Origin of the sequence: Bradyrhizobium sp. CCBAU 51745 (genome assembly GCF_028128715.1) — a bacterium.
Lineage (GTDB): Bacteria > Pseudomonadota > Alphaproteobacteria > Rhizobiales > Xanthobacteraceae > Bradyrhizobium > Bradyrhizobium manausense.
Genome location: NZ_LBJP01000093.1, coordinates 71,120 through 85,636 on the forward strand (window position 1 = coordinate 71,120; position 14,517 = coordinate 85,636).

The 14,517-nt window shown below is 57.6% G+C and carries 8 protein-coding genes and 1 pseudogene; all 9 read left to right on the forward strand.

Going from position 1 to position 14,517, the window contains the following annotated elements:
* Positions 1–1,660: 1,660 nt before the first annotated feature.
* Positions 1,661–1,867 carry a hypothetical protein gene (locus XH98_RS36695; protein ID WP_271600815.1) on the forward strand — a complete coding sequence of 69 codons (207 nt, stop codon included), beginning with the start codon at positions 1,661–1,663 and terminating at the stop codon, positions 1,865–1,867.
* 92 nt (positions 1,868–1,959) lie between these two features.
* A pseudogene (locus tag XH98_RS36700) lies at positions 1,960–2,249 on the forward strand (IS3 family transposase); the annotation flags it as partial.
* 235 nt (positions 2,250–2,484) lie between these two features.
* Entirely contained in the window at positions 2,485–2,670 is a 186-nt protein-coding gene (locus XH98_RS36705) for a hypothetical protein (protein WP_271621446.1), read from the forward strand.
* 1,038 nt (positions 2,671–3,708) lie between these two features.
* A complete protein-coding gene (locus XH98_RS36710) occupies positions 3,709–4,809 on the forward strand; it encodes a sulfotransferase family protein (protein WP_271621447.1) in 1,101 nt (366 codons plus the stop codon).
* A 268-nt stretch (positions 4,810–5,077) separates the two neighbouring features.
* Entirely contained in the window at positions 5,078–5,977 is a 900-nt protein-coding gene (gene cysD, locus XH98_RS36715) for a sulfate adenylyltransferase subunit CysD (protein WP_271621448.1), read from the forward strand.
* The gene (cysN, locus tag XH98_RS36720) at positions 5,977–7,860 is read left to right on the forward strand and encodes a sulfate adenylyltransferase subunit CysN (protein WP_271621449.1); all 1,884 of its coding nucleotides are present in this window, start codon (positions 5,977–5,979) and stop codon (positions 7,858–7,860) included. The genes cysD and cysN overlap by 1 nt, the downstream gene beginning before the upstream one ends.
* 2,242 nt (positions 7,861–10,102) lie before the next feature.
* The gene (locus XH98_RS36725) at positions 10,103–12,514 is read left to right on the forward strand and encodes a 2-aminoethylphosphonate--pyruvate transaminase (RefSeq protein ID WP_442868674.1); all 2,412 of its coding nucleotides are present in this window, start codon (positions 10,103–10,105) and stop codon (positions 12,512–12,514) included.
* A gap of 31 nt (positions 12,515–12,545) precedes the next feature.
* Positions 12,546–13,604: a dhydrorhizobitoxine desaturase gene (gene rtxC / locus XH98_RS36730; RefSeq protein WP_271600820.1), complete on the forward strand. Its 1,059-nt coding sequence runs from the start codon at positions 12,546–12,548 to the stop codon at positions 13,602–13,604.
* The gene (locus XH98_RS36735) at positions 13,601–14,431 is read left to right on the forward strand and encodes a gamma-glutamyl-gamma-aminobutyrate hydrolase family protein (RefSeq protein WP_271621450.1); all 831 of its coding nucleotides are present in this window, start codon (positions 13,601–13,603) and stop codon (positions 14,429–14,431) included. The genes rtxC and XH98_RS36735 overlap by 4 nt, the downstream gene beginning before the upstream one ends.
* Positions 14,432–14,517 lie beyond the last annotated feature (86 nt).

Here is a 14,517-nt window from a genome sequence, read left to right on the forward strand (position 1 = left end):
GGGCTCGCTCATTCGATCGACCCTGCACAGTTTCCGAGAGTACAGCAAGGCGGTCCCTGCCCAACTCACGCCAGTCCATTTTGCAGGATAGCGCAGCTATCCCGGCCAGATACGCCAATGCGTTGGCTGCACGGTGACGTGCTTTCCGGTATGCGCGTTGATCCATCCGCCGAAGACCCGACGGCAAGGAAAGACAACCCGGTGAATTGAATTACCCTCGATCACGGCAATCTCCAGATCCTGATCGGGGGGCGGCACCGTTTCGAGCCGCTCCCAGGTCAGATCGCCATTAGATCCTGGTCTATGTTCATTGCTGCGGGCTGACAAATTCAGATAACCTTGTGAAGACTACGCACGTTGCTCGGGTTCCGCGCGGACAGGCTCAGTCCAGTATCGCGCGCGCGGCCCGCGGGGTCGATCGCGTCAGCCGAGGCGAGAGGGCTATCGGCCATGCGCCGTTGTGAACGAAGCACGATCCGCTCGCGAACTGAAATATTTGGATTTGCGCTACGAAAGAACGCCCGAGCTTCCGTCGAATCGATCTGATCAGCTCAAGAACTCGCTCATATGTAGCTGTACTGCACAAGCTAAACTGGACTGCAGCTCCAGCAATCCGGCCCGCGGCGGGAAAAATGGTCCGGCTTTCTGTCATGTCACGTCCCTTATTGATGAGACATTCCTTGTTCTGCGGCGTCATCCTACTGGGTGTGTGGGGGCGCTCAGCCGCGCCCTCTGGCGCGCGGCAGTCTATGCAGCGAGAGCGCAAAGACGTCGGAACCGCTTAACAGCATTAGGATGAGCGTAGCTCCGCTCGGAGCCCATAGTTGGGCCGGTCCGCAGGCCGAAAAAGTGGACGCCCTCGCGAGCGGCGCAGCCTACCATGTGCAGTTCATTGGCCCGCGGCTCGGATGCGCTGGGCAGCAGTCCTAAAAAGCGGTCGTTGGTACCCGGACATGAAAGCATCGTGGGCGTCAAGCCTTTCTGTCTGCCGTGCATCTGACCTTACTGGCAGATAATTCTATCAGGGCGCAGCCGCCGCAGCGTTGATGCGGGTCAAAGAGTGGTGCCTGTTCGGGATTGGTCGAGCTCGAACGGGCACAACGAGCTGCAGACGCCCGCGTTGACAGTCGGCATGTCCGAACTCGCGCTTCCGCCAGCGCCTCGCGTTTCTCTGCAACGCGGCCAGAATGGTGATTTGCGGCGCAGCTCACGTCCATGGGCTATGACAGCATTTTCCTCATTGATCTGTCCAAGCGAATCGTCGATCGACGTTCCGCCTCTCATCGTCGGTAGCCTTGCCGGCGCCGATCCCACCCTTAAGCTTTGGCACTGAAGTCCCGGACCGGGCTCATTGACGACAAGCCTGATGATCGGATCTGCTGTCGCGGCGCCAGGTGGACCGTCGGATGCAGGATCGGGATGCGCGCTGCCCCGCGATCGCTTGCGCGTATAGCCGCCTGTCGGCGCATATCAGAAATCCGGCCGCGATGAGCCGGCAAGCGATCGCGGTTTTTCGCGACAACAGGAGCCTAGCGCCGCGCTGCTATGGACCTGTCTTCGGAGGAGCGGACAGAGCTCTTGGGATGCTGCTTGAGGCAGATCAAATACTCTAAGGGCGAATGGCAGATAATGCATAAGCGAACCATAGGAAGAGGGGGTCATGCCTTCATTTAACGTTCGGTTTATTAAGACCGTTCGCGACGATACCGGCGGCGAGCATCGTGCGTGCCAGGCGGCATTTAAGGTCAATGCCGCCTCGCTGAGTGCTGCTGCACAGCAGGCAGAGACCGATTTCTGCAGGCAAAAGAGAGTCCGCGATTGGACAATCTTCGCCGATGTATTGGAGCTCCGAACCCCGCCCGCATGAGCCAATCCGTCCCGATCAGCCGTTCGAGCATCCGGCAAGGACGAACTCTCCTGAATAAGCAAAGGGCCTTACAGTTCCCGATTGTTCCACGCAAGCTGGACGTCTTCAACACCGATTATTCTCGTCGTTTTCGGACGCAACGTTCACCTTTGCTCGCCAGTTATGGCATTGCCATCAGCGTGGACGGCTTGGGCGCCGGGCGGGACATCGTGTTCGTCGAGCATGCCTACGACACGTGTGTCCGACGTCCGCGTCTCGATCGGACGTACCTCCCTTTTACAACGGCCAGCGTCGCCATTCGCACCTGGGCGGCGGCGCTTCGGATCAAGCTTACTTCCGCCCGCTGCCATTCCGTGCGGTAGCCTTACTGTGCCGATGGTGATGTACTTCGACCAGATCGCGAAGTTCAATTTGGAAACACTGTGGTCGTGATGGGTCTCAGAGCGTGAGGTTTGTATGAAGTCTACAACTCCACAGCTGCACTCGTCGAGACGCCTCGCTCGGAAGACGTGACCGACCTTATACCCGCGACTTCCTATGATATTGCCTGTTTTTTTCGGTCGTCGCGCCGAGAAAACCATGTTACAAGCCGCTCCCTCTCAAAAGGAGCATTAATCGTGAAGAAAGCAACCAAGAAACGCGTTAAGCGGCGCGAATGGACGAAGGCAGATATCCAGGAGCTCAAAGTTCATTCGAAGGCCCGAACCCCGGTCATTAAAATAGCAAAGATGACCAAACGCAGCGTCGGTGCTCTCCGCCAGAAGGCCTTAAATCTTGGAATCGGACTCGGACATCAGCGGTAGCTTTGGGCAGCGCCGGTACTGGAGCGGCAGGGCGGCTCACAGGCCGCCCTCCCCCATGGAAGTTTGGGGCAAATTAGTTTTGCCGATCCGCGCTGAGAGGAATTTTTGGATGGCGTTTCAATGTCGCGGTGGGAGGCTCGAGCATCCTCTCATTGATGAACTCTCTTAGAAGTGGTCTAAGCCGTTATGACCACTCGCCATCCATATCGGCAGTGAAGACATTGTCTTGGCTATCTGTTAAGGATCTCCCACATGAACGGCTGACAATCTGCCTCCGTCACGAGAGGTAGGGCCAAGCGCGCTTGCTGATGGGGTAATCCCGAGGCCTGCTAGATCAGGTCCATCAATCCTAACACTGGCAATCTAACACTCCTTAGCGCCCGTCAGGGAGGAACAGCGTCGCGAGGTCCGCTAACCCAAATACACCTTACAGTTTCGACGAATGGGCTTGTGTAAAACAAGCTGGCCGGACCTATAATCCAGTGTGTTGACCAACCAACGGCGGCGCTCACTGGAAGTGAGTCTGGATCGCTGGCGCGTTCAGAAGATTGCTGCGTCCTGCCAGGTGTGATGTTCAGGATACCGTCGGCGTCTTTGTAGGACTGCGCTCATATGTCGAAATTGATTGGAGTATGCCGAGCCTCAGCGAGGTGCATGTCGCATTTACCTCTTCAACGCCCCAGCGCAGGCATCTTCTGACTAAGCGTAGCAATCTTCCATGCCGCGCGCGGCCGTCGGCAAACGTCGGTATAGTTCTTTTCAACCTTTCCATAGCCACAGTCAATCTTCGTGCAATTGAGCTGTTGCTTGATTTGGTCTCATTGGGTCGGCAACAGCGGAAGCGATTGCAGTTATCCCTTCTGTGATCCCACCCCATCAACTGAACGGGTCTCAGGTCATGAGTGGCAGACAGAATTTTTGTCGTTTCGAATCTTTGTGCGCAAGCGGTTGTCCTCATGTGATCTGCCGGCTGGCTTTGTTTGGCCCAATCGAGCTCGCGCCGACAGGGGGCGCTTGCCAAGCACGAGTGTCTGAACAATGAGCGGACGTCTTGGTCGTTCACCTGAGGTGTGCTTTCTCCTCGGTCTTCCACGATCCGGGACGACACTCCTGGCACATTTGCTGCAGCTCCATCCAGACATTGAGGCTCCGCCTGAGCCTTGGTTGATGCTGGCGCTTGAAGCATTTGGCAAGGTGGATCGGCGCCACCCGGCGGGCTGCTCACTGATTGAGACCGCAACCTCCGAATTCTTGGGACGGATAGATCGCAAGATCGCTTGCCGCGCTTTTGCAGACGCAGCATACAATCAGTATCTGGCAGAAGCGGGCAAGCGTATCATCATAGACAAGACACCACGCTATTGGACGGTCCTTGACTTTGTTGAAGCCGTGTACCCAGAAGCACCACACATCCTCTTGATGCGCAATCCCTACGCCATCGCCGCTTCACTGAAATCGACGTGGGGCATCCCACTGCGAGCAGAAAGCTCGCGGCCGGTCAGCGTATCCAGCCTCGCTGAGCTCATGCTCCGTCTGCCCGATGGCATAATCTCTTCACTTGCCGATTTGGTTTTGGGTCTGCCTAGGCTCGCCGCGCAACGTACTCGCCGGCAGACTCATTTGGTGCGATACGAACTGCTCGTGGCGCATCCGGACGAGGAGATCCAGCGTCTACTGGCAGGGCTCGGCTGTGATCCAGGAGGCGTCGCATCGGCGAGCATGGAACGAGCAGATTATCTTCAATCCAGCAGCTTTGGGGATCGAAAAATCCTGGAACGAAACGCCATCGACGAAAGCTCTGTCAAATCATGGCAATCTCAATTGAGCGTCGAAGAGATGCAAACCGTGACGGATCTGGTCGGTGCCGAGCTATTGCTAGACCTCGGATATGAGCAGGAACTGCTGCATGCCCAGAAAGCTGGAGTTCTGGACAGGGGACCGGAGGTAACCGAACTCTATCGTCGGATGTTCCGAACCTGGTGGGATTTGCGAAGTGCCAAGGCAAGAGAATTGTCCGGCTCATCTCACGCTGGAGGGCCGGTCGACACTTCTTGGAGTATTTCGGAAAATCGGGACGTGGCTATCGAGATGCTGCGAGGCGAGGTCGCGCGGCTTGAACAGATCCTCAGCATCTCCTAAGGACTCTGGATGCTTGTGATCAAGACACGCTGGTTGATTAGCCGAGCTCGTTAGTCGGCGCGCTGATCCCCCGATCAGGTATGACGCAGGCGCCGACCGCACGAGCGGAAGAATGCGATAAGTTGCCGCGTCTGGAATTCTGCTGTCCAACGGGCTAGACCTGATCGACGAGCCGTGCGTTTCCGCCGGTCGTATCTGGCTCGGATATTCCCACTCTCGGGAGCCAAAGAGCGGCGAATAACAGAGATCCTCACGGAAAACAAGATATATGCTGCCGAAGCATCTGCGCCGTCTCGAGGCTGAATCGATTGAAATCATGCGTGATGTGGTCGCCGAGTTCGAAAGGCCCGTCATGCTTTACTCCATCGGAAAAGATTCAAGCGTGATGCTGCACATCGCGATCAAGGCGTTCTATCCGGCAAAAATACCGTTCCCCCTGCTTCACGTCGATACGACGTGGAAGTTCCGCGAGATGATCAGCTTTCGAGACGCGACAGCCAGGCGACTCGGCCTCGACTTGATTGTCCATGTCAACAAGGACGGCATCGCGCGTGGGATCAATCCGATCGATTCCGGCTCCGCGCTCCACACCCAGGTGATGAAGACCGACGCCCTGAAGCAGGCGCTCGACTTCCATGGATTTGATGCCGCCTTCGGCGGAGCCCGGCGTGATGAGGAAAGGAGTCGCGCAAAAGAACGGATACTCTCCTTCCGTTCGGCCGGACACGTATGGGACCCCCGTAACCAACGGCCGGAGCTCTGGAGCCTGTTCAACACACGGATTCGTCAAGGCGAAACCATGCGCGTGTTTGCGATGTCAAACTGGACCGAGCTTGAGGTGTGGGAATACATCATGATCGAGAAAATTCCGGTCGTTCCGCTCTACTTCGCAAAACGAAGACCGATAGTGCATCGAAATGGTGCGATGATCATGGTTGACGACGAGCGATTGCCTCTTAACCGCGACGAGACGGCGGAAATGCGGATGATCCGCTTTCGCACCCTTGGATGTTATCCCTTGAGCGGGGCTATTGAATCCGATGCGACAACGATCGAAGGTATCGTTGCAGAAATGCAAACAGCGACTGTGTCGGAGCGCCAGGGACGCCTCATTGATACAGATGGAGCCGCTTCAATGGAGAAGAAGAAGCGGGAAGGCTACTTTTGATGTTTACAAATCCGACAATGGAGCGGTTCCCGGCCCGGACGAAGGATCAGTTGCGATTCATCACATGTGGCTCGGTGGACGACGGCAAATCGACGCTGATCGGCCGATTGCTGCACGACAGCAAGATGATCTACCACGATCAGATCAAGGCACTGGAACGCGACAGCATCAAGTACGGTACCACCGGGAATAGCATCGACTTCGCCCTGCTCGTGGACGGGCTCGAGGCCGAACGGGAGCAGGGCATCACGATCGATGTTGCCTACCGCTTCTTCACTACGCCGCGGCGCTCCTTCATGGTGGCCGACACTCCTGGCCACGAGCAGTATACCCGCAATATGGCTACCGGCGCCTCGCAAGCCCAGCTCGCCATTATCCTGATTGATGCCCGCAAAGGCGTGATGGTTCAGACGCGCCGCCACTCTTTTATCTGTGCCCTGCTCGGTATTCGCCATATCGTGCTGGCAGTCAACAAGATCGATCTTGTTGCCTACGACGAGGAGTGCTTCGATCGGATCGTTCGTGACTATCTGTCCTTTGCTGCCGGTCTCGGCTTCACCTCGATCGTTCCGGTCCCAATCTCGGCCCGCGAGGGCGACAACATCGTAGACCGCTCCGCGCGTACCAACTGGTATCATGGCCCCTGCCTGCTTGAATATCTGGAAAGCATTGACATCCACTCCGGGACCGCAAGCCAGGCTTTCCGCTTTCCGGTACAATGGGTGAACCGGCCAAACCCGGAGTTTCGGGGCTATGCCGGGACGGTGGCTTCCGGTCAGATCTCGGCGGGGGATGAGATCATCGTCGCCGCGTCGGGACGGACCACGCGCGTCAAACGGATCGTGACCCACGGTGGCGACCTTGTCGGTGCCGAAGCCGGGGATGCGGTGACCATTACACTGGAAGACGAAATCGATATCGGCCGTGGCGACGTTCTGTCACGTCCGGACGATCAGCCGAAGGTTGCCGACCAGTTCGCTGCTTATGTCATCTGGATGGACGAGGAGCCGCTCGCTCCGGGACGCAATTACGTCCTGCGGATTGGATCGCAGACGATTGCCGGCAGCATTACCGAAATTACGCACCGGATCGACGTCAACACTTGTGAGCATCTGGCCGCCGGGATGGTTTCATTGAACGAGATTGCTCTTTGTAATGTTGCGACCACAATGCCCGCAGTCTTCGATCCCTACGACGTCAATCGAAAGACCGGATCATTTATCTTCATCGATCGGTACACCAATCGTACGGCCGGGGCCGGCATGATTGCCTTTCCGCTACGGCCGGCCGCCAATATTGTTAGGCAAGGCCTATCCGTGGATCGGAGGGAGCGCGCCGCGCTCAAGAATCAGAAGCCCTGCGTCATCTGGTTTACCGGCCTGTCTGGCGCGGGAAAGTCGGCGATTGCCAATCTCGTTGATCAAAAGCTGTTCGCGATGTCGCGGCATACAATGCTGCTGGATGGCGACAACCTCCGGCACGGATTAAGTGCGGATCTGGGCTTCTCGGAGGCGGATCGCGTGGAGAACATTCGGCGTGTCGGTGAAGTTGCCAAATTGATGGCAGACAGCGGCTTGATCGTGATCTGTTCGCTTATCTCGCCCACCAGCGCCGAACGGGACAGGGTACGCATCCTGGTTGGCAAGGAAGAGTTCATAGAGGTCTTTGTCGATACGCCGATCGAGGAATGCGCGCGACGAGACCCGAAAGGGCTGTACTCAAAGGTAAGATCAGGCAAGATCAAGAACTTCACCGGAATCGACGCGTGCTACGAAGCACCAGCAACGCCGGACATTCATCTCAAGACCATGGAGCAGACCCTAGAGCATTCAGCGAAAGCGGTGGTGGATTTCTTGATCGCGCGCTCAATTCTTGATGGTTAGAGGTTCCTCGCACCGCGATTCGCACAATATACTGCTGGTGCGGCTCGGGCGATGTGGCTCAGGCGGGGCCTGCGACCGAACTTTTCGCTCTAAAGCAACAAAATGGCCACACCAACTCGTGTGCTGCCAGCTTCAAATTATGTGCTCGAAGTGGATGGTCAATTCAAAACCGAGTACGCGAGCGAAGATGGAGCATGGTCAAAAGCCGGGGAGCTCAAGAGACGCAGTCCCATGCTGCAGGTCAGAATTCGCGACGCGGTGAGAAAGGCCAGAGAGGAAGTCCGTCTTCCGCCAGGTTGAATTTTCGCATGGCGCTTTTTGCTGCGCGTGCGGCTAAGAAACGCAGAGCTCCCTTCAAAGCCGAGCCAGGGCCGCGACTCGCCGGCTTTAAGCTCCGCCCAGTACGAAGCTCGTGCCGCGCTTTCCGGAGGGCTGGCTATCCGGCGATCCTGCGCTTACTCCCGGCATACTGATCAATCTAAACCGAGCAATCGGTCACGATCCATCTGCTCGCGGTGATGGTAACGTCCGACGAGCTTGCTTCCTATTGGCCGCCGCTCGTGGGCAATCACCGTCGGCGTACGCTCCGCACCTTCCTATCGCGAGGCTACGCTGCCGCGAACACCGGCCAACACGAGCTACGGAGCTCCCGCCGTGTGTTTGGGTCATGCTTCATTCCGCCTTCCATCGTGTCGCCATGAAGGCCGCCATCGGCACGGCCGGAAAGGAAGGGCAGCTTGTCCTTGGCGAGCGACTATGAATAATCTCTTGATGATCCGCTCTGTCTACCGTCAACGTGCTGTAGACTGCGTCGGACGTGATCTCGCATCAATGAGCGGCCCTGCAGAGGAGAAGAGAGCAGAAGGCTCGGAAGTGCGGCTATCGTCAAGCCAGAGTGTCTCATCGGCGAGGTACTTGCGCGGACCGGGGGGGGCTGGTGATGCGCGGAACTCCTGTTCGCCGGCTCACGCTTTGAAGTCGCCGTAAACCACGGCATGCTGCTGCCGCCATAATCGCTCGGTGAGACGTCTCGCGGCGAAGCGGCGTGTCGTACCGAGAGATGCTGCCAGCCTAGTGATCGCTTTCAAGATGGACACGGGCCACTCATTTGGACTCGGATCGGTCGTGCTCCTAGCAATTCAGGACGAGATGCTCTGTCTCACGGACCCCCGCCGAAAGGTCTCGACTGATCCTTGCTGAGCGGGCAGCGATCCAAGATCGCTCAACCGCTTCTAGTCGGACTCGACCGCAGGTTGCGAAGGCCGCTCCATTCGAGCGCAACGACGTGAGACAACAGCTAAGCCAGGAGGTGTAAGCATTCAGGCGCCGCGTCCAGGGAGATCTCGCCGGAACCGCGGGGAAACTCCGTACCTCCAGATGGTGCTTTGGCCAGGATCGTACGTAAACGAAACGATCAGCCCTCACTTCGGCAGGAAACGCGCTCGCGGGCGAAAAGCTTACTGTAGATCCAAATTGAACTATCAAACTAGGTGCCGCTGTGGGTTCTCCGTATTCGGCCTTGCGTCGGCTTGTCGCAGCCAAATGCGAGCACTGAGGAAAAATTCGTGCGAGAAAAACTCCGGAGAGGGTTGAAACGCCCGTAACGTCAAGTTGTACGATCTCCGACATCGCCAACACGGTCATTGGCGTCACAAATCCTCCAACGAGCGACGGAGTGCAAATGTATCAAGCCCCAAGCAAACGCATTGGACTTCCCCCGCGAGCGACGATTATCGAGTGTGCCTGCCTAATCATCCGGGCGCGACGATCCCGGCTGCATCGCCTTACTGGCGTAAAGCGCCTGGCTGGGCAGGCTCACACGTAAATCGTCGGCCGACGGGCGCTGCGTAGCGCAAGAAGGCGACCGCGCCCAAGCCTGCACATGCGTGGCTGTTGGATGAGAGCATGGTCGCCGCCAGTTTGCGTCCGAGCGCTCAGCGCCAAAGGCTATTTGGGAGGTCTGAAGGGCATCGACGGGGAGCTTTGTGAGGAGTCGCTCTCCATCCGCGATGAGATGTTTGGGGTTTGTCATCCGGCAGCCATTTCGAGCGGCCGATGCCACGCGCTTAATGGCGCTTCATTCGAAGCTGTTGACGAGGAAGAGGACGCGTGCGCCACGGGGCTGCCCGTTGGGCGTACTCCAAGTCCTCGACGAATACAATGTAGGAGGAATGGTTTGACAAGACAGCGCTCTCTGCTGACGCCTGGTCCATTGTCGTTATCGCTGGCGGTGAGGAGCCAGATGCAGCTCGATCTCGCATCTCGCGACGACGAGTTCAAGGAGGTGACCGCCTGCATGAGGCGGCTGATGCTCAACTTGCTGGGAAATGCCGAGGACTATTCGGTGGTGCCCATTCAAGGGGGTGGCTCCTTTGCAATGGAGGCTGCCCTCTCTTCGTTTGTGTCCCGGGTCCACAGGCCGCTCGTTTGCGTAAACGGCATCTATGGCGAGCGCATTCTACAAATTTTGCGGCTGTGGGGTGTCGAAGCACTGAAGCTTGTCAAGCGCGCGACCGATTCCTTGGATGCGCAAGAAATCGGCGAGTATTTGAGCCGAAATCCTGGCATTACGCACCTGTGCTTCGTGCATTGTGAGACGACAACCGGAATCGTCAATCCGCTGAACGAGATCGTGGAGGAGGCGAGGCGACGTGGCGTAAAGACCATCATCGATGGAATGAGTTCCTTCGGCGCCATCAATATCGACCTGAGCCAGGGTGGACCTGACGTACTGGTCACATCGAGCAACAAGTGCATAGAGGGGCCGCCGGGCGTAGCGTTTGTCATCGCCTCCCGCGAGCTGCTCGAAGATACGACTCAAGAGCCGAGATCGTTTGTGCTCGACGTGAGAGATCAATGGCGCTCGCTCGAGCGCACAGGTGAGTGGCGATCGACCCCTCCCACCCACATCGTTCAGGCAACGACAAAGGCTTTGAAGATTCTGCACGAGGAGGGCATCGATGCCAGGCGCTTCAGGTACGAGAAGGTCAGAGACGACCTTATCAAGGAACTCGAAGGGATAGTGTCCCCGCTGTTGTCCCCCGAGTTGCAGTCGCCGGTCTGTGTCGCGTTCAGTGCGCCGCCCGGAATGGTGGACCAGCCAGGGTTCGATGGGCTGTATCGCCACTTGGCGAACCACAATCTTTACGTCTACTCGAAGCTGCATCTCGCGACGCGTAGCTTTCGGGTCGGTTGCATTGGGGAAATCCAATCCAGCTGGATTGAGGAGTTGGGATGCGCCTTTCGTACATATTTCCGGTCCGGTCAGGCTCGGTCAGTAAGGTCGACGTCGGGCCAAGAGGCATATCGGGCGCACGTAAAGATGCCGGCTCAAGCAGCTGGGGGCCGGCGGCTGCCGCTTTCCCCCGAGACTGCTGTTCTGCATGCGGGCTATCGACGCGATCCGGTGACGAAAGCCGTTGCAGTGCCGATTTACCAGAATACAGCTTATGAACTCGATGGCGATCTAAACCACATCGCTGACGTGTACAACGTCAAGGCGGATGGGTTCACCTACACTAGGATTATCAATCCGACGACACGCGCGCTGGAGAAGCGCTACGCCGCCGTCGATATGGGAAGCGACTCGCTCGCCGTTGCGTCAGGTCAAGCGGCGACGTTCCTTGCTATCATCAACCTTTCAAGTGGCGAAGTAGGGGACAATATCGTCGCCTCCCCGTATCTATACGGCAATACCTGGAACCTGCTCCACAACACCTTAAAGCGTTTGGGAATCAGCGTGAGGACAGCAGATCCTCGAAGGCCCGAGACGTTCGAGCGTGCCATCGATGACCGCACGATTTGCCTGTTCGGTGAGGTAATTTCGAATCCCTGCCTGATTCCGCTTCCCGTCAAACAGCTGGCGGAGATCGGCCGAAGGTACGGAGTGCCTCTGGTCGTAGACAATACCACCACGCCACTGGTATGTCGGCCGTCCGACCTGGGCGCTGCAGTTACGACGTACTCCGCAACAAAATATATATCTGGCCATGGCACGACCCTCGGCGGACTAATCGTTGACAGCGGAAAATTTAGCTATCGGGGAGCCCCTCGCTTTCCTTTGTTCAACGGTCCCGACGAAGCGCATGGCGGAATTGTCTGGCACAACGCTGTGCGAGATGTCGATGATCTAGGAAGGAGCGAGTTTCTCCTCAAGGCTCGCATGACCTGGTTGCGTGATACCGGCGCAGCCATCTCCCCGTTTGCGAGCTTTCAACTGATCCAAGGGCTTGAAACGCTGCCGCTCCGCATGAAGCAGCACTGCGCGAATGCCAGGATCGTCGCGGGCGCTCTAAAGGAGCATCCTAAAGTGCGTCGCGTCTTTTACCCGGGGCTCTTTGAAGGCGCCGATCGGGATATCGTCGAGCAGACACTCGACACCGCATACGGACACGGAGCGATGGTCATGTTCGAAGTGGAAGACGAACTGGCCGGTCGCAAGTTCATCCAGAATGTTGAATTGATGTATCACGTTTCCAATGTGGGAGATGCCCGCACGCTCGTGACTCATCCTGTCTCGACGACCCACACCACTGTCCCGCGGGAAAAGCGCGAAGCCGCCGGCATATTTGGCGGCTCGATCCGGCTCTGCGTCGGCATCGAAGATGTTAACGACATCTTGCGCGATCTGGACAAGGCGCTTTCCGCAATCTGACAAACTGCAAGGCGATCAGGAAGAGGTTCTCATGAATCAGGCAGAGGCTTGGAAACTGAGGTCATCACGCTATGAGGCCGTTCAATTCAGTCGGGAGATCAATCGGCAGCTATCCGAGCTGAGGCCTGACAACATAACGGGAGCGGCTTATATTGCCAAAGACTACGCTGTCATCGCAGCTTGTACGCTCGCGACTGTGTCGGTCTCATGGTGGCTCTACCCGCTCGCCGTCCTCCTGATTGGCGCCTATCAGCGCGGATTGACAACCATCGCTCATGATGCGGCTCACCGCACGCTGGCGAAGAACACCACCTGGAATTATGTCCTTGGCATTCTGTTCGCCTCCTATCCCTTGTTCCAGCGTCACTGGGCCTACCGGATCTCGCACGTCTATTTGCATCACCCCTATCTTGGAGATCCGGACAAGGATCCCGACCTGAAGTTCTTCCTGGCCAGCGGCGTTTACAACGTGCAGCCTCCCGAGCGGTACGCTTTCAACATGATCTGGAAGCCGATCTTCGGCGGCGCGACAATAGCGTATCTGAAGTATCTTTGGGCCAATCGATTTTCGATTACAGATGTCGAAGATCAGAGCCGCTCAGGCATACTTATCGACAAGTACGGCTTCTATCTCTTCTGGATCAGCATCCTGGCCGGGTCATATGCTGTTGGGCTGCTCCATATCGTCGTCCTGTTTTGGATCGTGCCCTATCTCACCACGTTTCAGGTCCTAGGCTGGTTCATCGAACTCGCCGAGCACTCACCGATGTGCGAAACCGAGACGCAGAACGTCTATCTCACCAGGAATCGGAAAGGAAATTTCCTCGAGCGAGCCATCCTCGGACAGAATCTGGATGAGTACCACCTTGAGCATCACCTTTCGCCGGGTATCCCGTTTTGGCTGTTGCGAAAAGCGCAGAAAATTCGGATGCAGGATCCGAACTACGCGAAGGTTGCCGCGACCTGGGGCGGGCTCTTTGTCAAGGGACCTCAAGGTCAACCTAGCGTCATAGCTCAGTTGAAAGAGCGAAATCGACGGCTGTATGAGAACTCCGTTGCCGGCGCTCGCACGCGAGGACAGGTGGCGTGAGGTTGCAACAGCCCGAGCACGCCCGAGCCGTTGTCGGGGTTACTTCGAACCGTCTTCTGGTCGACGGTGTGCACCGCGACTGGGTACGGCGTAAGTACGTGCAGGCACTCCATCGTCATGCGGGAGTGGCTTGCGTCGTATTGCCGACCGTCGATGCGGAAGATGCCAGCGAGGAGGTCGCCACGGCCATCATGCGCCGGCTGGACGGTGTGGTCTTGACCGGCGACGAATCTAACGTCGACCCCGCCGTCCTGTCAGCGCCTGCATCCATAGCGGATCCTGATCGGCATGACGTAGAGGCTGGGATCCTTGATCGTCCTAGGGACCGGCTTGCTGCCGTGGCCATACAGAGTGCCATCGCGCTTGGGATGCCTATTTTGGGTATCTGCCGTGGGCTTCAGGAGCTCAACGTCTATTTCGGCGGCACGCTCCGCCCATCGCTTGCGGAGTGGAGCCTCGAAAGCGGCGCTATGCATGCCGAGAAGCCAGATCGTCCCAGGGACCGTCAGTACGATGCCGCGCACAGCGTTAGGATATCTTCCGACGGGGCGCTCTTCCCCATCGCGCGGACGATCGAAGCCCACGTCAACTCACTGCACAATCAAGGCATTGAAGCGCTTGCCCCGGCCCTGAGGGGGGAGGCGTGGGCGCCTGACGGTCTCGTTGAGGCGGCTTCGGTGATCGGCGCGCCGACGCTGCAAATCGGGGTGCAATGGCACCCCGAATGGCACGTCTCAGCCGATCTCCTCGGCAAGCAACTCTTCAAAGCATTTGGAGAGGCCTGTGTTGTGTACCGCGGAACGAAGAATCACGAGGGCAGATCGTGAGATTTCAGACCAAACGTGGCCCGCACAGGCCGAAAGCTGAATGCGTCAAAACCGATGCGCGCGGCCCGTCCCTGCGAGGGCCGCGC